The organism is Chryseobacterium sp. c4a, assembly GCF_009900745.1.
Lineage (GTDB): Bacteria > Bacteroidota > Bacteroidia > Flavobacteriales > Weeksellaceae > Chryseobacterium.
In genome coordinates this window covers 21,598-40,549 of sequence record NZ_WXVU01000017.1, presented here as the reverse complement: position 1 = coordinate 40,549, position 18,952 = coordinate 21,598, and the positions used below count along the sequence as shown (strand labels likewise).

Annotated in this window: 16 protein-coding genes; 4 read left to right on the top strand and 12 right to left on the bottom strand. The window is 35.3% G+C overall.

The annotated features are described in order from the left end of the window. Positions 1 to 87: 87 nt before the first annotated feature. The 4 genes from GTR01_RS19205 to GTR01_RS19190 all read right to left on the bottom strand — a co-directional run bounded on the left by GTR01_RS19205 (position 88) and on the right by GTR01_RS19190 (position 4,413). On the bottom strand, positions 88 to 795 hold the full coding sequence (locus GTR01_RS19205; protein WP_160139376.1) for an SH3 domain-containing protein: 708 nt from the start codon (positions 793 to 795) through the stop codon (positions 88 to 90). A gap of 79 nt (positions 796 to 874) precedes the next feature. Beyond that, a complete protein-coding gene (locus GTR01_RS19200) occupies positions 875 to 1,540 on the bottom strand; it encodes an SH3 domain-containing protein (protein ID WP_160139375.1) in 666 nt (221 codons plus the stop codon). Positions 1,541 to 1,719: 179 nt separating this feature from the next. Then, entirely contained in the window at positions 1,720 to 3,843 is a 2,124-nt protein-coding gene (locus GTR01_RS19195) for a cation:proton antiporter (RefSeq protein WP_160139374.1), read from the bottom strand. A gap of 6 nt (positions 3,844 to 3,849) precedes the next feature. After that, a complete protein-coding gene (locus tag GTR01_RS19190; protein ID WP_160139373.1) occupies positions 3,850 to 4,413 on the bottom strand; it encodes a hypothetical protein in 564 nt (187 codons plus the stop codon). A gap of 238 nt (positions 4,414 to 4,651) precedes the next feature. On the opposite strand from GTR01_RS19190, the gene GTR01_RS19185 reads away from it, so the two are divergent. Then, complete coding sequence (locus GTR01_RS19185) at positions 4,652 to 5,572, top strand: alpha/beta hydrolase (RefSeq protein WP_160139372.1); 921 nt, start codon at positions 4,652 to 4,654, stop codon at positions 5,570 to 5,572. A 73-nt stretch (positions 5,573 to 5,645) separates the two neighbouring features. On the opposite strand, the gene GTR01_RS19180 is transcribed toward GTR01_RS19185, so the two are convergent. Beyond that, the gene (locus GTR01_RS19180; protein ID WP_160139371.1) at positions 5,646 to 6,554 is read right to left on the bottom strand and encodes a DMT family transporter; all 909 of its coding nucleotides are present in this window, start codon (positions 6,552 to 6,554) and stop codon (positions 5,646 to 5,648) included. A gap of 731 nt (positions 6,555 to 7,285) precedes the next feature. Between GTR01_RS19180 and purE the strand changes: the two genes are divergently transcribed. Beyond that, positions 7,286 to 7,789, top strand: a complete 504-nt coding sequence (gene purE, locus GTR01_RS19175; protein WP_066700435.1) for a 5-(carboxyamino)imidazole ribonucleotide mutase — start codon at positions 7,286 to 7,288, stop codon at positions 7,787 to 7,789. Between the two features lie 56 nt (positions 7,790 to 7,845). Here the strand turns inward: purE and GTR01_RS19170 are convergent, their stop codons facing one another. The 6 genes from GTR01_RS19170 to ahcY form a co-directional block, all read right to left on the bottom strand. Then, positions 7,846 to 9,531 carry a BspA family leucine-rich repeat surface protein gene (locus GTR01_RS19170; RefSeq protein WP_160139370.1) on the bottom strand — a complete coding sequence of 562 codons (1,686 nt, stop codon included), beginning with the start codon at positions 9,529 to 9,531 and terminating at the stop codon, positions 7,846 to 7,848. Between the two features lie 141 nt (positions 9,532 to 9,672). Continuing rightward, entirely contained in the window at positions 9,673 to 10,065 is a 393-nt protein-coding gene (gene yiaA / locus GTR01_RS19165; RefSeq protein WP_160139369.1) for an inner membrane protein YiaA, read from the bottom strand. A 170-nt stretch (positions 10,066 to 10,235) separates the two neighbouring features. Then, positions 10,236 to 11,039: a hypothetical protein gene (locus tag GTR01_RS19160; protein ID WP_160139368.1), complete on the bottom strand. Its 804-nt coding sequence runs from the start codon at positions 11,037 to 11,039 to the stop codon at positions 10,236 to 10,238. Positions 11,040 to 11,311: 272 nt separating this feature from the next. Continuing rightward, entirely contained in the window at positions 11,312 to 12,097 is a 786-nt protein-coding gene (locus GTR01_RS19155) for a hypothetical protein (RefSeq protein WP_160139367.1), read from the bottom strand. A gap of 292 nt (positions 12,098 to 12,389) precedes the next feature. Then, positions 12,390 to 13,538 (bottom strand): acyltransferase family protein, encoded by a 1,149-nt coding sequence (locus GTR01_RS19150; protein WP_160139366.1) that lies wholly within the window; start codon positions 13,536 to 13,538, stop codon positions 12,390 to 12,392. Positions 13,539 to 13,620: 82 nt separating this feature from the next. After that, entirely contained in the window at positions 13,621 to 14,934 is a 1,314-nt protein-coding gene (gene ahcY / locus GTR01_RS19145; RefSeq protein WP_160139365.1) for an adenosylhomocysteinase, read from the bottom strand. 165 nt (positions 14,935 to 15,099) lie between these two features. Here ahcY and GTR01_RS19140 point away from each other — a divergent pair, with 165 nt between their 5' ends. Together GTR01_RS19140 and GTR01_RS19135 are read left to right on the top strand one after the other, a co-directional pair. Continuing rightward, on the top strand, positions 15,100 to 15,618 hold the full coding sequence (locus GTR01_RS19140; protein ID WP_160139364.1) for a pyridoxamine 5'-phosphate oxidase family protein: 519 nt from the start codon (positions 15,100 to 15,102) through the stop codon (positions 15,616 to 15,618). Positions 15,619 to 15,919: 301 nt separating this feature from the next. Next, positions 15,920 to 16,534, top strand: coding sequence for a 4'-phosphopantetheinyl transferase family protein (locus tag GTR01_RS19135; RefSeq protein ID WP_160139363.1), 615 nt, complete (start codon positions 15,920 to 15,922; stop codon positions 16,532 to 16,534). A 101-nt stretch (positions 16,535 to 16,635) separates the two neighbouring features. Here the strand turns inward: GTR01_RS19135 and GTR01_RS19130 are convergent, their stop codons facing one another. Next, the gene (locus GTR01_RS19130; RefSeq protein WP_160139362.1) at positions 16,636 to 18,891 is read right to left on the bottom strand and encodes an FUSC family protein; all 2,256 of its coding nucleotides are present in this window, start codon (positions 18,889 to 18,891) and stop codon (positions 16,636 to 16,638) included. Between the last annotated feature and the right edge of the window lie 61 nt (positions 18,892 to 18,952).

Sequence of the window (18,952 nt, the reverse complement as noted above, 5' to 3'; positions counted from 1 at the left end):
AAAATCAAGAGCTGTAGTTTTCTACAGCTCTTTTTATTTTAATCAGTGATCGTAACCTTCTAAATTAAGATCGGAATTCAATAAAAATTAGAAAGGCTTTTTTACCACTCTTTCTTTATATACTCCTTTTACAATTTTAAAAAGGGCAACATAAGCTCCGGCACCGTCAGAATTAATCATAGTAAGATATACCGTGTCATTTTTACGATCGTAATAGCATGTTGTAAATTCATTACTGATATTAAAAAGGTTTTCAATTTCTTTAGTGGGAATCTGAACTTTTTTATCCTTAATCTGAACGGTGATAAATTTATAATGTGTTTTGGGAGCAGTTCCGTCTGTTCCCCATATCAAGTTTCCTTTATATTTATCCTCTATTTTTTGCCCCCCATGACTGGATGAAGAAAAGAACTTCTTATTGTCTTTATAATTGAACTTTTCAGTAATGATATCCACCTTAATATTTCCGGATTTGAAAATGGCTTTGTTTTCATCTTTGGTTACAGGAAGAATGACTTCATAAGAATCAATAAGTTTAACTTTCGAACTATTGATAAAACCAGCTGTTTTATCATCATAATAAACATTTAGCCAGTTTTTATCGGCTTTATCCAGTTCAAAAGTATAAACAATTTCATCAGACTTGATTTTTCCAGTGATCTTACTTTTTGCATCCGGATTTTCTCGGAGATTTACATAGCCATCTTTATCTACAATTTTAGCAAATTGAGCAAAAGAAAGCTGAATACTTAGAATTGCGGCTGCAAGGAAGATCTTTTTTGTTTTCAATGCCATTGGATCATTTTAAATTTTAATAATAGCTTTATTGTTTAATCTGATGGATCATGGAAATTAGGTTGTTCTGAAAATAAGACTAAAAAGGGATCTCCAGTGTTCTTCCTTTATACTCGCCTTTTTCAATGGTAAAAAGGGCAACATAAGCACCAGCCCCATCGGAATTCAGCATTGAGATGTATAAAGTATCATTGATCCGGTCGTAATAGCAGTTCGTAGACTTATTATTGACCTGGAAAAGGTTTTCAATCTCCTTGGCAGGAATCTGAATGGTTTTATCTCCAATTTGTGCAGTAATGGATACATAGTGGGTCTTAGGAATGGTTCCGTCTAGCCCCCATACCTGCTGGTCTTTATAGAAATCTCCTTGTAGTGTTGAGGTGAAATCTTTTTCATTTTCCTTAAAATTAAATTTTCCGGAGACGATATTTACTTTAATGTTTCCTGATTTAAAGACAGCTTTGCTGGCATCACGTGCAATGGATGGAACTTTTTGATAGGACTCTATGTATTTCAGCCTTGAATTATGAACATAACCATTGCTTACATTCGCCCAATTCTTATCGTTGGGATCAAATATATAGACAATCTCATCTGAGTTAATTTTTCCAACAATAGTACTGTTAGCATCTGCATTTTCCCTTATATTCACATAGCCATCCTTATCTACAATTTTTGCAAACTGGGCAAATGATAATTGTACACTTAAAGCTGCTGTTAAAAGGAATATCTTCTTTGTTTTCAATGAATTTTAATTTTAGGTAAAAATAGGTAAAAAGGTTGGGAGTTGGAAGAAGGAGGCTGGAAGTTACTTTCAGACGAGTAATTACTTCCAAGTCTTCTTAAGAAAAAAAATAAACGAAATTGTAGACATTCATTATTTATCATACTCAATAACTTCCAGCATCCAGCTTCTTTTCTTCCTTACTTAAATATCTTCTGGATTACATTTCCGATTTCCACAAAATCTCCATGATTGCCTACAGAACGTATTTCAGGACTGTTTTTGTCATACTCGGAGAATGGGAAAATCAGCAGGTAATTGTTATCATTCAGATATCTGTTTAGCATTTCCGGAATAAGCCTCATCCTAGGAATATAGGACTGCATTCCACGCTTAGCCATCAGAACGATCAACGCTTCGTCTTCTTTCAGTTGGGCGGCTGTTCTTTCACCGTCCTGCCATGTATTCATAATGATGAACTCTGCTTCTATATTGGCTTTTTTGATAATTTTCTGAAGGATATCCAGGATATTTTCAGGGGCATAAAAAACAACGGTCGCACCGGAATTTCTTGCGATATTCCAAACCCTTAGCAGCGCATGGAAGAATCCAGCTTCTTTGTGAGCATTTTCAGGAATCATCACCGCATATTTCTTGATAGTAGAAAGTGGTTGGGCTGCGTGATACACCAATACATTGACATCGTCATTTTGCAGATAGCCGTTGTAAAGATTGTAAACAAAAGATGGCGAGAAACCTTTCTCATCTTCCAGACCGATAATCAGATCTGTAATTTTTTGTTCTTTGATAACATTGTTTACTCCATTGATAACATCATTGTCATATCTTTTAAGAGCCTGTAATTTGACATCAGCCGCCGCCGCCGCATCAGCTGCTTGGTGGAGTAGCTTTTCTGCATTTTTTACAGAGGATTCATTTTTATCTTCATTGATGACATTTAGGGCAAAAAGATCTTCCGTATTGGAATGGGCTTTAATCAAAATTCCCAGGTTTACCATTCTTTCTACGGTCTCTTCGTGATTGATGGCCAACAATATATTTTCTTCTTCATGGCTGTCTCCGGAAACTGTGTCTTCATTATCTGCTTCAGCGATTTTCTGAGCGCTGGCCATAGAGATAAATGAGGAAATCGTACAGGAAATGAGAATCAATAAGATACTTCCGTTCAATACGTGCTCATTCAATAATCTTACAGGTTCTCCGGTTTCAGTTTCAGAAAGAATAATATTATATCCTACCATTACAGAGGCTAGGGTTGCTGCTGCAGAGGCAGAACTTAAACCAAAGATCAGTTTTCCCTCTTCTTTTGTAAGTCTAAATGTTTTTTGAGTAGCCACTGCGGAAAGATATTTTCCACCAATAGAGGCTACAAGCATGATTCCAGCTACTTCAAGAGTTTCCCAGCTTTTGAAAAACACCTTGAAATCAATCAACATTCCTACACTGATCAGGAAAAAAGGAATAAAGATGGCATTTCCTACAAATTCCACTCTGTTCATCAGAGAAGAGGTATGCGGAATAAGCCTGTTCAATGCCAATCCGGCAAAGAAAGCTCCGATGATGGCTTCTACTCCTGCAAGTTCGGCAAGCATTGCTGCCAGATAGATCATCACCAATACAAAAATATATTGTGAGATTTTATCATCAACTCTTTTGAAGAACCAACGTCCTATAATAGGGAAAACAATCAATACAATCAGTGCAAAAACAATAAATGATACCGATAATTTTACCCAAAATTCAGTTCCTACATCGCCTTGGGACATCCCTACGATCACTGCCAATACCAATAAGGCTAGAATATCGGTAATCATCGTTCCGCCAACAGTAATGTTAACTGCCTTATTTTTTGCCATTCCCAGTTTGCTTACTAAGGGATAGGCAATAAGCGTATGAGAGGAGAAAAGACTGGCAAATAAGATCGAAGTAAGCATTGAGAAATGAAGGATATAATAACCTCCCAAATACCCCAATACAAAAGGAACAATAAAGGTGTAAAGTCCAAAGGTGAGACTCTTCCATTTGTTTTTCTTAAAGTCTCCCATATCAATTTCCAGTCCTGCCAGGAACATGATATAAAGTAGTCCGGTTGTTCCTGTGACTACAATGCTGCTGTCTCTGGATAGCACATTAAATCCGTTAGGCCCAATGATAGCTCCTGCGATAATAAGACCTAAAAGGTGGGGAACTTTAATTTTATTCAGTAATAATGGCGCTGCAAGAATGATAATCAGTACCAATAGGAACTTCAGTACCGGATCCTCTATAGGAAGGCTCAGGTTGTGTATACTCAGTAAAATCATATGTGTTTATTTGGTGGAACGTACTAATTCAACAGAGAACTTGGCTGTACAGCCGTCAGAAGTAATCGTTCTTGTTCCCTTGATTTTATTGTCAGAAATATCATTTAGCAGAACATTCATTTCTACATTCTTTTTAGCTGTAGAATCTGTTTTGAAGGAAAGTCTGATCTCGTTATTTTCAAATTTACCGGCGTATAGTCTTACCAGGTTATTATTATTGATGATTTTGGTGATGGGTTGAGTAGAATCATTATCAAATTCCCAGATATCTGTACGTTGATCACCCACAGCATAGTCGCTGCAGTTAGATTCTGTACAGATTACTTTTCCGTTCCATGGGCCGGAGATCTGAGCGGGCCAAGTGGCAATCACCACCGAATCTTTTTTAGAAAAAATACTATCCCTCATTTTTAAAAGCGATTGGTATTCAGATTCTTTTTTGGCAAATGTTTTTTCTTTTTCCAATAATTGTTTTTCCCTGTCTGTCAGGTTCTTTTCCTTTTCTTTGTAATCACAGCTTACAAGAAGAAAAGAGGCTGCAAGAAGTACGAAAAATGTGTTTTTAATCATGTTGTATAGGTTGAGTATACAATATAAGAAAAATGAAAAGAATATGAAAACCTATTTTCCGATGCTTTTTTATTTTTAAGGTTCAAATTTAGAAGATGTGTTTTTTATAAATTGGTCATAATCTTTTGTTTATCTGTTGATTTTCTTCTCAACATGTATTATTTTTAATCTTAGATTTGATGGTATGATGAGACGGATTTTACCTGTCTTATGGTATTGTTTAGTAAAGCTCAATAAAATGAAAAATACATTTTGGATTATCTTTCTTTTTTCAAATTTATCTTTCGCACAGAAGAAAGCTGAAAGTTCAAATCTTTTGCCGACCATTACTCTATGGACAAAAATACCAGATGGCCCTGGCCCAAAAGGAGAGGAGGTTATTTCTTCCAAAGGGTCTTTTACCAATATTAGTATCCCTAAATTGATTATTCATCAACCTGCTCACCCCAACGGAATTGCAGTATTGATAATAAGTGGCGGTGGATATGCTCATATTGAATCCGGCTCCGAAGGCAATCCGGCAGGAGAGTGGCTGCAATCACAGGGAATTACAGCTTTTGAATTGATATATAGGCTACCTGGTGAAGGATGGGCTACTCAATCAGTTCCCTTTCAGGATGCTCAACGCGCCTTACGTCTTATCAGAAGTAATGCAGAGACATATAAACTTAATCCAGATAAGATAGGGGTTTTAGGCTTCTCTGCTGGAGGACACCTCGCGGGCTATATTTCTTCTACTTTTGATACAATGTATTATCCATTACAAGATGCCGTCGATCGAGTTTCAGCCAGACCGAATTTTACAGCAATGATTTATCCTGTTGTATCTATGCTTCCCCCTAATAACAATACGCATTCTTTTAAATCATTATTGGGAAAATCATCAGACAGAAAAGATCAGGTCAAATATTCTGTTGAAAAGCAGGTAACAGCAAACACTCCAATCACTTTTCTGGCACAGTCTGAAGATGATCCGATTTCGTCAGTTGAAAACAGTATCCTTATGTATGATGCTTTGAAGAATAATAAAATTCCGGCTGAGCTGCACTTATTTCAATCCGGAGGACATGGCTGGGGGTTGGGTAAAAAGGATACCAATACCGGTGAGTGGACAAATTTGTTTTTAAACTGGTTAAAGATCAATGGAATGTATCAATAATATATAGATTGAACCATCATTGAAATATTACGGATGATCTTTGAAAAGGAAAAATTCATTTTCTTATTATATCTTATGCTGCTACTTTCTGTCTTTTAAACATTTCCGGTTTGTAGTTGATAATAAATACACCACAAATAATTAATGCTGCCGCAAGAATAAATTTGACAGATATCTGTTCATCCATAATCAGCCAGCCTAGGAATATAGCAATAATGGTGTTAATATAAGCCAATATGGAAACCTGTACCGGAGAAATTTTGGTCAAAGCATAATGAAAGGCAAAAAAAGCAGCTACTGAGCCGAAAATCGACAGATATAACATAGCTGAGATACTTTTTAATGTCCAGTTTCCGAAATTATAGTTTTCTGAGAATACGAAAGCCAAAATAATCTGAACAATACCTGCGAATAGGAACTGATAAAATAAATTCAGGGTGATATTTCCACTTTGAATATTAAGCTTTTTGGTGAAAATAGTTCCTGAGGCCCATCCTGAAATAGCGCAGAAAAGGAAGATCATTCCTGTTCTATAATCAGGGTTGGCAAGATCCTGAAGACCATCCCAAAAAATAAAAAGAATTCCACTGAAGCACATCAAGACACCAAGAAGTGCACGGAGGCTGAACTTTTGTAAACCAACAGCTACACTTCCTAAGAAGACCAGAATAGGAGAGCAGGCACTGATAAGCGATGCCAGGCTGCTCGATACCGTTTCTTCAGCAACGGTAGTCATTCCATTTGCAACAACTAACATTAACGATGCAAAAATAATCTGGTATCCCAGACTTTTCCAGCCAATCCATTTGAATTCCTTTCTTGAAAGAAGGATAATCAACATAATAATAGAAGCCAAAAACTGACGGATTCCCGCAACAAACCATGCAGGAATCGTTTCTACAGCTACACGAATTGCCAAAAATGTAGTTCCCCAGACTAAAGCAACCGTGAGAACAGCGAAAATAAGTTTATAATCTTTCAAAGTAAATTGAGTGTAACAAACAAATTTAGCAGTTTTTTAATGATGAGGATGGGTACAGTTGTAGTGATTTTTGGTGATACAGATGAAAGAAGGAAGTTGGAAGCTGGAGGATGGAAGTTATAGTAGTTTTCAAATGGATTGACGGATGATAACAATAAAAAAGTATGTTTTTTTGAAAGTAATTGGAAGGAAGTTGGAAGCTGGAGGATGGAAGTTATAGTAGTTTTCAAATGGATTGACGGATGATAACAATAAAAAAGTATGTTTTTTTGAAAGTAATTGGAAGGAAGTTGGAAGCTGGAGGATGGAAGTTATAGTAGTTTTCAAATGGATTGACGGATGATAACAATAAAAGAGTATGTTTTTTGAAAGTAATTGGAAGGAAGTTGGAAGCTGGAGGATGGGAGTTATAGTAGTTTTCAAATGGATTGACGGATGATAACAATAAAAGAGTATGTTTTTTTGAAAGTAATTGGAAGGAAGTTGGAAGCTGGAGGATGGAAGTTATAGTAGTTTTCAAAATGGATTGACGGATGATAACAATAATAAAGGAGTATATCGTTTTGAAAGTAATTGGATGGAAGGATAGAAGATGGAGGTACTAGTAGTTTTCGTATAAATTACTGTATAAAAGAATAGGTAGTATGTTGTTCGGAAATAAACTTCCAGCTTCCTAACTTCCAGCTTTACATTTTAATTTTTTATCTTTGAAAATCTAATAAAAATTGAAGATGGTAGGTATTATTATGGGCAGTCAGAGTGATCTTCCGATCATGGAACAAGCTGCCAATTTTCTTAAAAGTTTGGATATTCCTTACGAGTTGACTGTCGTTTCAGCACACAGAACACCGGAGAGAATGTTTGATTATGCAAAAACAGCTCAGGAAAGAGGCCTTAAAGTTATTGTTGCCGGAGCCGGAGGAGCGGCACATCTGCCGGGAATGGTGGCAAGCTGTACAACACTGCCAGTGATTGGAGTTCCGATTTTATCCAGCAATTCTATTGACGGATGGGATTCTGTACTTTCAATCCTTCAGATGCCGGGTGGAATTCCGGTAGCAACCGTAGCGTTGAACGGAGCATTGAATGCAGGGATCTTAGCAGCTAAAATTATAGGAAGCGGTAATGAAGAAGTTGCCACAAAGCTTCAAAAATATCAAGATTCCTTAAAAGATAAAGTCTTGGGAACTGTGGAAGATATTAAAGCACAGCATCCTAATCATTTTGATCAATAGTTGATAGGTAAACTCAGTATATAAAAAGCTTCACTTCTCAGTGAGGCTTTTTGTTTCTATTTTTTTATAAATTTAAAATTCTGAGTATTCTCTTTCAGATGAAGTTGCAGAAAATAGTTTCCAGGTGCTAACGTTTGAATACTAATTTTTTCATTGGCCAGGCTTCCTTTTAAAACAACTCTTCCTGCCGGATCAAGTATTGTATAGTGATCTGCAGTGGTATTTTTAATGTAAATAATATCTGTAGCAGGATTAGGATAGATGCTTATCTTATGATCTGTTTTTATATCTGAAGTTCCAAGATGAGATAAGCATTCCGGATTATAGGTGTCTCCGGCGATTGTCCAGCCTTTATTATTGATCAGATAATTTCTCGCTGCTTCTGCTTCAGGAGTTGAATACTCAAGAGGAGAGACTGGTGATATATTGATTGTATTAGCTATTGACTGATTTTGGCTCCATCCATAAAGAGTGTTGTTATAGTTTTGGCAGCTCATAGCCGTATTTTCAAGAAGATTGTTGGCTATTTGTAATGAGTTGAGTTTCCAGTTTCCTAAATTTTGATCAAAAGCCTTTGCATTACTCAACATATACGACATGTTGGTTATTGAGCTTACATCCCATCCGCTAATATTTTGATTGAATTTTTTGGCACCATTAAACATATTAGACATATCTTTTACATTACTTATATCCCAGGTTGAAATATTAATGTTGAACTGCTCCGCCATAAAAAACATATCTCTCATCAGTTTTACATTACTTGTATTCCATGCACTGATGTCCTGGTTAAAGTTGGTAGCATATTGAAACATAGCATGCATGTCAATGACGTTTGATGTATTCCAGTTTCCAATAGGCTGATTAAATTGTCCGGCACCAACAAACATCAGCTCCATTTGAAGATTTTGAGACATATCCCAGTTACCGATAGGCTGATTAAATTCCAAGGCATAAAAAAACATAGAAGTGGTATTCTTCACTTTAGAGGTATTCCAGTTTCCAATGGGCTGATTGAAATTTTGTGCCATCAGGAACATAGCTCCCATTGAAGTCACATTGGAAGTATTCCAATTTCCTATAGGCTGATTGAATAAATAGCACGAATTGAAAGTTCCTGCTAAGGAAGTAACATTGGATATATCCCAGTTATTGATTGTAGGATTTCCCACCAGATGATGACAGTTGTAAAACATATTAGACATATCATTTACTTGTGAAAGGTCAGGAATGTCGGTTGCTGTAATGTCCAGATTCTCACAACGATAAAATGCATACTGCACAGAAGTCCAGGTTATATTTCCCCATTGTTCAACGTTTAGTATTTTATATGAATCTCCTATTATACTAAGAGACTGATTTCCTCCCACTATCTGTGAGCTCATAAACCGTATTTGATTAAAACTTCCGTTCCCATTACTAATCTTTACCCGGTAAGTGGCATCGGAAGGTGTAGGATTTAGTGGGTGCCCAAAATCAATAAGTAACTGATAATCGGAAGATATATTCGATAGAGTAGCATGATGAGAGGGATAGCCTATTTCTTCCCAATAGATATTGTAATTTGTTCCTTTTCCGGGAAACCAGATTTGATTTTCATTAGAAGGGAAGGGAATTCCAGTGGAACCAGTGGAAGATGATGAAGGAAGGCTGGGCTTCCAGACTGTGATAAACTCATCTTGAGCTTTTATGATCTGAAAGAATAAGATGAAAAGAATAAAAAGTAAATTTTTCTTATACATTATCAATATTTTGTGAAATAAATATAGTAAAAATAGGATAAATGATTGTTTTGTTGATTATTTAATATTTTTCTGTCTATTTTTTTGAAATTATTGATGATATAAAATAAAAAACTCTCCAAGACATGGAGAGTTTCTGTATTATTCCTGAAGCATATTGTCCCGGGTATTTTTTTGAACGGCAATAGCACCAAAAAGTGCCAAAAGAAAGGCAAAGGCATAGAATCCTTTCTCACTTGGAAGTATGGTGGCATTCCAAAGTCCTATCGCAAGCAATACAATGGAAGAAAGGGTCGCAAACCAACAAATCCCATAGTAAATGTCAGTTACCTGAATATTTTCCAATTTATCACGAACCGCTTTCTGTAAAGAAACAACGGCAAATAAACCATATAATAGGATCGTAAAATAGTAACCTTTCTCATTCAGCTGCATTTCTGCTCTTGCAAGACCTACGATATAACCGATCATTCCTGCTCCCAATGCGACCCAAGAGGCAGCTACAAATGCATTTGATACTTTTTGTTTTTTCATGATTTTAATGTTTTATTTAAAGGGTTAAATATATTCATTTTTTGTTAACATTGTTATTATCATAAAAAAATATGGGTAAAATACGGAATGATAATGGGCGATGTAAACGGGAACTAAAAATAAAAAAGCCCTCCGGTATTCGGTGGGCTTCTTTTTTTCTATTGACAATCTTATTGTAAGATATATTCGTAATCGTATTGTACGGAAAGATTTCCATCACTGCCTATTCCTGTTGCCTTAACTGGAAATCCGGAATTGTTGTATTGAATGGTAAAAGTAGTTGTCTCGCTTGGTGTCCAGTTGCCATTGAACTCGAAACTGTCTTTGTTGATCAAGTAATTGTTTTTACTTAAAGCGGTCATTTCTCCCATCATTATTTTCAGATACTTATTGATGTTGGTGTATGGGTTTAATTTATTGTCATACGAATATTCATACTTATTGCCCATATCCATAGCGGATGTCCCTAATGTGGTTTCTACTGAGATATTGTCTCCGGAATAAGTATAAGAAGTCGTATTGGAGTTGGAACAATCTTCTGTTTTGCAAAGAGTAGAAGAGGAAAGTTGGCCATTGGAATTATAAGCATAATTTATCGTTCTGCTCCCTGATTGATTTGAGTAAATGTTTTTGATTTTATTAAGCTGGCTCCCTGTATAATAAAAGTTGGAATAGAAGTCCAGCTGTTGCTGGGCATTATAATAATTTGCTTTTATGGGTTTACCGTTACTATATTCAAAAGTAATGGCTTTTCCTGCAGATAATTGTTTGATAAGTTCTCCCTGGCTGTTGTATTCGAAGCTTTTGATAACGGTCTTAGGTTTAGACGGATCGTCATAGTATGTTGTCGTAACTTTACTTAGCAATAATGTTTTTCCCGTAGGCTCATTTTTAGTTTCATTGTCATCATTGCTGCTGCAGCTGTTAAAGAATACAACTGCGCTCATCATCCCCAGGAATAAGTAGTTTTTCATGTAATTTAAAAATTTTGGCAAAAATAAAAAATACAATGAGGTTTTAGAATAAAAGGTTTTATTATTTCATAATACTGGGACTAAATCATGTTTTTAAAGCCAGAAACCTTTGTGTGCAAAATAACTTTTACCAACTTATCCTAGCCCCGATAGCAGCGGTTACCCCGGAACAAGATAAAGATTAGCCAGGGCGTGAGGAGTATGAGCGTATAGCGGGAATGGGCTTCTAAAATAAAAAACTCCCCAATGTAGGAGAGTTTTTATGATTGCTTTTATTGAGTAATATATTCATAATTGTATTGAACATATTTTTTTCCATTGGCTTCTGTTCCGATAATCTGAACAGGGAGTTGAGAGCTATTGTATTGGATACTGTAAGTAATACGTTGCCCTTGTTTCCAATTGCCGGCACTATCTTTATTGCTTATTACTTCAGTGGTATAATTATTCGCACTGATGCCGTATGCTCCTCCCATGGTTATTCTCAGGTATTTATTGAGATTGGTGTAAGGGCTTAGCTTATTATCATAGGTAAGTTCTCTTTTATGAGCTGTTTTTCCAAATGTAAATGCATTGATTTCTGAAGTAATATTGTCTCCACTATACGTCATAGAAGAGGTTGTTGGATATTCACAGTTGGCAGATTCACAATGTGTAGAATATATCATTTTGCCGTTGGCATCGTAGCTGTAAGTTACCGTTGATTTGTCAGCTGAATTTGGGGAGGTATATTGGATATTTACCAACTGATCTCCATTGTAATTATAGACAGAACTAGATTCTAACTGTTGTTCTTTAGTATAATACTTACTTTTTAGAATCTTTCCATTGCTGTATTCAAATATAGTAGAACCAAACCTTGATTCAATTTTTATAACTTCTCCACTATTATTGTATTTGTATATGATGTCCTCAGGAATAGGATTAGGAGAGTAGTCATAATAATTGATTGTAGCCTTACTCAATAATAATTTTTTGGGAGAATCATTATCATCACTACTGCAGCTATTAAAGAATACAACTGCCCCAATGATTCCCAGAAATAAGTGTTTTTTCATGTTATTTTTTATTTTTCAAAAATAATGAATGCTTTGAAGCAAGGAAATAAAAGATCCCGTTATTTTGAAATATTGGGATTAAATCATGTTTTAAATCAGAAATCTTTGTGTACAAAATAACTTTTATCAACCTATCCTAGCCCCGATAGCAGCGGTTACCTCGGAACAAGATAAAGATTAGCCTGGGCGTGAGGAGTATGAGTGTATAGCGGGAATGGGCTTCTAAAATAAAAAACTCTCCAATGTAGAAGAGCTTTTATTGAGTAATATATTCGTATTTACAATATTATATTTATTTTTTACGTATTATTTTATAGTAGAGATTTATAAATGGTTTCTCAATTAAATAAAATGTAAATGAGCAAATTATATTTAGGATAATGGCAATGATAAATATCAAAAACATATAGGCGTTTCCATTCATATTTTTTATAGTATCGAAGCCAATAAAATAAAAAGTTGTGAATAATAAAATTCCATGAATGAGGTAAGTGCTATATGAAATTTCCCCTAAAAATTTTAAAAAATTGATTTTTAAAAATCCAAATAAATTATTGCCTAAAGCAATAATAGTAAAGGTCATGATTAGAAAAGTTTTAGAAAAATAATTACGACTGCTTGAATCAAAAGACAGACCTATAATTAAACAAAAAATTGCTAAAAGAGCATATCGTTTATTGCTTAATTTTATATTAGGATAAAAATAATGAATGATTGCCGGAATCATACCTCCTAAGAATGAAATAACATGGGTTAGTCTAATTGTATTATGATTTATGTATAATACAATAAAGAGTATTGATACAATGATAGAGATTACATTTTTGTTCTTTAGCATAAAAGCTCCAATAATCGGAAGGGTAAAATAGAATAACCATTCATAGGGTAATGACCAAACCACACCAGCTAGCATAAAATCAATATTGTAAGCTTGTCCAATAATTACCTTCCCTTTAATGTTGAACATATACCACTTTAAGCATCTTGCTAAAAAAACATATAGAGTTGAATTGAGCATAAAATGATCTATAACTAATGCGAAAACGATACAAATAGTGACCACAAAAAAGTATAAAGGGAACAGTCTGAAAACCCTTGAGTATAATAAGTTTCTCCAAAAAATCAAATTCTGACTTCCTGATTGTAAAAGTTTATTAGTGAATAGAAAGCTGGTAATCATGAAGAAAAATGCTACAGAGCTTTCACCAAGATGTACAGCAAGATGATTTTTAGGTAATTCCCATATATTCGTGTAGAGATAATTTTTCCAAATTATAGAATGGTGAATAAAAACCCCGGTTGCTAGAAGTCCTCTAAAACCATCAATACTTTCAAAACGATTGGTTGCCGTCTTAAAATTGACAATTTTAGAAATAAAAAATCCAGAAATAAATATTGATGAGTAGCAAATTAATATAAAGAGGTAGCTATCTATGCTCATTAATTAAATTTTCTATAAATATGGTGAATAAAAAATTCCTTTACAATTACATGCAAAGGAATTTTTATAAAAATTAAAAATCTTAGTATCTGTAGTATTCAGGCTTGAATGGCCCTTTTACATCAACTCCGATATAGTCAGCCTGCTCAGGAGAAAGCGTTTCAAGCTCTACGCTTAATTTCTTAAGGTGTAAAGCGGCTACTTTTTCATCTAAGTGCTTAGGTAACATATATACTTCGTTTCCGTATGCTGCAGAGTTGTTCCAAAGCTCGATCTGTGCCAAAGTCTGGTTAGAGAAAGAGTTAGACATTACGAAACTTGGGTGACCTGTAGCACATCCAAGGTTTACCAATCTTCCTTCTGCAAGGATGATGATTTCTTTTCCTTCTACAGTATAGATATCTACCTGCGGCTTTACTTCAGATTTAGTAGAACCATAGTTTTCGTTTAACCAAGCCATATCGATTTCGTTATCGAAGTGACCGATGTTACAAACGATAGCTTTATCTTTCATTTTAAGGAAGTGTTCTCCTCTTACAATGTTGAAGTTACCAGTTGTAGTGATTACGATATCTGCGTTATCTACCACAGTATCTAGTCTTTTCACTTCATACCCGTCCATTGCAGCCTGAAGTGCACAAATTGGGTCAATTTCAGTAACTGTAACGATAGAACCAGCTCCTCTGAAAGAAGCAGCAGTACCTTTACCTACGTCTCCATATCCGCAAACTACCACTCTTTTTCCAGCCAACATTACGTCAGTAGCTCTTCTTACAGCATCTACTGCAGATTCTTTACATCCGTATTTGTTGTCGAATTTAGATTTAGTTACAGAGTCGTTTACGTTGATAGCCGGCATTACTAAAGTTCCGTTCTTCATTCTTTCGTACAATCTGTGTACTCCGGTAGTAGTTTCTTCAGAAAGCCCTTTGATATCTTTTGTAAATTCAGGGTATTTATCAAAAACCATGTTGGTTAAATCTCCACCATCATCAAGAATCATGTTCAATGGCTTTCTGTCTTCACCAAAGAATAAAGTCTGCTCAATACACCAGTCAAATTCTTCAGCATTCAAACCTTTCCATGCGTAAACAGGAATTCCGGCAGCAGCAATAGCAGCAGCAGCGTGATCCTGTGTAGAGAAAATATTACAAGATGACCAAGTAACTTCAGCTCCTAAAGCTACTAATGTCTCGATAAGCACAGCCGTTTGGATCGTCATGTGAAGACATCCTGCGATTCTTGCTCCTTTAAGCGGTTGAGATGGCCCGTATTCTTCACGAATAGCCATCAAACCTGGCATTTCTGCTTCTGCAAGGGTAATTTCTTTTCTTCCCCATTCTGCAAGGGAGATATCCTTAACTTTATAAGGAACGTATTGTGTTGTTGTACTCATATGTAATGAATAAATTTAAATTCAGTTGATAACGAAAGGCAAAATTACAATTTATAATTAAGATAAAAAAACAACAGATCAATTTCATTTTCATGAGATTAAACATGACTTAAAATTATTTAGTCTTAATCTAAATAATTATTTTTATCAGATAAATTATAGCTTATGAATCATACCCATACAGAGAAAAAAGCAAAACCTGTTGCGCCAAAAGTAAAAGAGCTGATTGAAAGATCAAAAAGTGTAATCCTGGCAACTGTAGACGCTGAAGGAAATCCTAATTCCAGTTATGCTCCTTTTGTACAGATAGATAATACGTTCTATATTCTTGTTTCTTTCATGGCAAGACATACCAAAAACCTTTCAGAAGGGAGAAAGACTTCCATGATGTTTATTGAGGATGAATCTGCTACGAAACAGATCTATGCAAGAGAACGTCTTACAATGGAAGCTGCAACTTCCCAGATTGAAAGAGACTCAGAAACATGGAATAATGTTGTTGTAAAACTAAAAGAAGCCCACGGAAAAGTAGTAGATGTGATTTCTGAAATGGGTGATTTTATTTTAATTGCCTTACAACCTACAAAAGGTTCTTATGTGAACGGCTTTGGAAGCGCTTATTTTGTAGATTCAAATCTGGAAATTATTGAGCATAGAAATGATGTGAACCATCAGGCAAAATAAAAAAGAAGGGATGCTGGGAGAGGGAAGCTGGAGGTTCTGGTTGTTAAGCTAAGAGAAGAGCTGTTTCTTTATAAGTTTTCTTAGGTTTAGCTTATTTTAGGATAATGCAGGCGGGAAGATGGAAGAGGGAAGATGGAAGAGGGAAGATGGAAGCAGGAGGTTCTAGTGGTTAAGCTAATTAGAAATCTGCTTCTGAATTTTTTCTAAATAAATTTCAATTTGCTTGATTGGTGAATAGAAACTTCAGTTTTCCATCTCTCATCTTCCAACTTTTTCCTTATTTTTGTCCAATAAAAAAAGAATGCCCCTTTACCGCGACTTTTCAGATGATAATGCTACGATCCTTGTTTGGAAGTATGATGAAAGTGAAGAACTTAATATCAATGAGCTTCTGGAACCGGAAAATGCTGAAAAGGTAAAGGATTACCATCCTAAAAAGCTCTTGGAAGTACTGATGGTTCGTAAGCTTCTGAAAGGCTTAAAACCGGATTCTAAGATTTTATACAAAGAAAGAGAACCTTTTCTTTCCCCATACGACGCAGAAATTTCTATTACCCATTCTTACCCTTTTGCAGCGATTGCTATTTCTAAAAATAAAATAGGAATAGACGTTGAAAAGTTCAATCCCAAAATTCTAAGGGTCATTGATAAATTTACTTATGAAAATGAAAGAGGTTTTATTCCTGAGGATAAAGCCGATACTTTTTATACGATTATATGGAGTGTAAAAGAAAGTATGTATAAGATTCACCATTCTAAATACTGGTCTCTGAAAAAAAACTATGAAGTAAAACCTTTTGAATTGAAACACCTCCATAAGATCAGCTGTCGTGTATATGATGATCAGTTCTCAGATGAATTTAAAGCCAGAGTAGAGTTTTTTGATGACTATTGCTTTACTATTGTAGAGGAATAGTCTGTTCCCGTTTTCATTGCAGTTGTTTTTATACTTTGCTGCCAAAATAGATCAAAGCAGGAGTCTCCCAAATGGATGAAATATAAAATATGTGGAAAGTATTATGATTCTTCTACTTTTTCAGCTTTATATTTTTCGATGACCTTTCGCTGTTCTTTGGCAACATCATAAATCAGTTCCAGAATATCATGGATATTTTTAAGCTCTGTTAAATGTGAAATTTTATCAGGATCTCTTCGGTCAACAATATCATTTTCCTCAATCTCGGTTTTTCTTTTCAACAGCATATCTTCAATAGACGAATCTTCCGGCTCCAGACGGCTTTCCATTCTAAGCGTTTCGGTGATATCGTTTCCGTTTAATAAAGTTGAGGTTTGCTGCATTTCTGCTTCTATTTTTCGACTCCAGCTTTCTGCGTCAATTTCAGGATATTGCTCATTATTTTTAGAATATTGAGAAAGAGAAGCAGTGTAAGCGGTAATAAGATGAGATGTTGCTACGAACTGATGAACTACCTCCAATTTTTTCTGTTGGTTTTTAGGATCAGAAATCATTCGCTGGAAATTATCCGAAAGGTTGGCCAATGAAATGATTGCATTTTTTCGTTTTACTTTATAATCTTCAATATCGAAATTTCCCTGCAGGAACTTAGACATTACACTCTGGAAATAGATGAGGTTATCTGCAGCAGATTTTTTCATCAGATCAAGGTTCTGTGTATGTTCCCAAACAGGCAATACAATATAGGAAACGGCAAATGCTATAATCCCGGCAATAGCAGTATCTACAACTCTGTCTTTAAAAATAACATCTACTTTTCCGGGATTTAAAAAATTAAAACTCAGAAAAATATAAATTGTCATAAAGAGAACTGCCCAAAAATACTTTCCTTTCAGAAAACTGAAACACATAATCATACTGATCAAGAGAATGGCAAGTAGGATACTATTGATATGTATAAAATGCAATATGATATAGGCAATCGTTGCTCCTGTAACGGTTCCGTAGAGACGGAGAAGGTTTCTTTGTTTGGTGATAGAGTAGGCTGGTTTTAAAATAGCGGTGATGGTAATCAATATCCAGTAAGTATGCCCTAATCCCAGAAAATCAAACATGGAAAAGAGATATCCTACCAACAAGGCCGTGGTAATCCTTATGGCATGGCGGAAATGAGAAGAGGATAATGAAATATTATTTCTTAAAACCTTAGAGTTAAGCTTGGGTTCATTAGGCATGAACTTCTTTAAGTCTAATCCCGTAGATAAACTTTTTGCCAACTTTACATCCTGTGAAAATACTTTATAAATCTCATTGATCTCCTTGGTGATTTCATTGATGCGCATCAGAATCTGACGCAGAACCATGAAGTTTTCCAAACTGTCAGGAGATAGTTGTTTATTTCTAAGTTCGAAGTAATTATAATTGAGATTCTTTAATTCCAATTCAAGATTAAACATGGGTTTGGCTCTTGTACCACTTTGGAGAGCGATCCCAACATTGGTAATTTCTTCTGCTAAAAGATTAAGATAATCATGAATGTTGACCAGGATCATACTGTCTTCAAAGCTTTGCTGAAGCTTCTGATAATCACTTTCAGAAGTCATCAGTTTTTCATGAAGATCCATGGAATTAAGAAACATCAACATCAATAAACGGCTGGTTGTTGTAGATTCATTGACGATCGTTCTGGTTTTAAAAACTGTTTCTCGAGTATCTTCCTGCAGGTTTTTTATTTCAATCTGCTTGGCAATGACCTGAGTTGTCAGTTTGTCAAAATCAGGATTCTTCTGGTAATAATTAGCTTTGATTTTTAAAAATTCCGCCAATTGAAGGTAGTTTTCTCCAATCATCTGACCTGCCAGCTTATAAGGACGGATGGTGGTTACCACAAGGAATATCAATAAAAACCAGATGCATCCACAGGCAAATATCAGTAAGCTTTTAAAAATATCAGCTCCTGTAAGGTGCCCGTCAATGAAGATGGCGAGTACTACCAGTGATAATGAGCCTACTGCAGCCAATCGTTGACCATATACTCCAATTAAGGAGAAGAACATTCCAAAGACAATGATCTCCAGAAGTACCAATATCTTAAAATTCATCACCAGACTTGCGATTAAGGCAACGAAGACAAAGCAGCAAATGGCAAATGCCAAAGCATTTCTTCTTCTGATAAAGGGCCCCGGCTGATCAGTCAAGGCTACAAAGCTGGTTCCGAGAGGGAAAAGAAAATATTCTTTTAGAATTCCAAAGTGAGCAAGAACTAAACAAGGGAGAACAGTGGCCAATGTAATTCTGATTGCAGAATACAGATATTGACTGGTCACAAATTTTTTTAGCTCCGCCGAATAGTTCATACTACAAAAATAGCTATTGAATTTAAAAGAATGGTCATAAAAGAAGGACTTTTGTAAACTT

Coding starts and splice junctions, on each gene's coding strand:
- GTR01_RS19205 (WP_160139376.1), bottom strand. CDS start 795: ATGGCATTGAAAACAAAAAAGATCTTCCTTGCAGCCGCAATTCTAAGT.
- GTR01_RS19195 (WP_160139374.1), bottom strand. CDS start 3,843: ATGATTTTACTGAGTATACACAACCTGAGCCTTCCTATAGAGGATCCG.
- GTR01_RS19190 (WP_160139373.1), bottom strand. CDS start 4,413: ATGATTAAAAACACATTTTTCGTACTTCTTGCAGCCTCTTTTCTTCTT.
- GTR01_RS19185 (WP_160139372.1), top strand. CDS start 4,652: ATGAAAAATACATTTTGGATTATCTTTCTTTTTTCAAATTTATCTTTC.
- purE (WP_066700435.1), top strand. CDS start 7,286: ATGGTAGGTATTATTATGGGCAGTCAGAGTGATCTTCCGATCATGGAA.
- GTR01_RS19170 (WP_160139370.1), bottom strand. CDS start 9,531: ATGTATAAGAAAAATTTACTTTTTATTCTTTTCATCTTATTCTTTCAG.
- yiaA (WP_160139369.1), bottom strand. CDS start 10,065: ATGAAAAAACAAAAAGTATCAAATGCATTTGTAGCTGCCTCTTGGGTC.
- GTR01_RS19160 (WP_160139368.1), bottom strand. CDS start 11,039: ATGAAAAACTACTTATTCCTGGGGATGATGAGCGCAGTTGTATTCTTT.
- GTR01_RS19155 (WP_160139367.1), bottom strand. CDS start 12,097: ATGAAAAAACACTTATTTCTGGGAATCATTGGGGCAGTTGTATTCTTT.
- GTR01_RS19150 (WP_160139366.1), bottom strand. CDS start 13,538: ATGAGCATAGATAGCTACCTCTTTATATTAATTTGCTACTCATCAATA.
- ahcY (WP_160139365.1), bottom strand. CDS start 14,934: ATGAGTACAACAACACAATACGTTCCTTATAAAGTTAAGGATATCTCC.
- GTR01_RS19140 (WP_160139364.1), top strand. CDS start 15,100: ATGAATCATACCCATACAGAGAAAAAAGCAAAACCTGTTGCGCCAAAA.
- GTR01_RS19135 (WP_160139363.1), top strand. CDS start 15,920: ATGCCCCTTTACCGCGACTTTTCAGATGATAATGCTACGATCCTTGTT.
- GTR01_RS19130 (WP_160139362.1), bottom strand. CDS start 18,891: ATGAACTATTCGGCGGAGCTAAAAAAATTTGTGACCAGTCAATATCTG.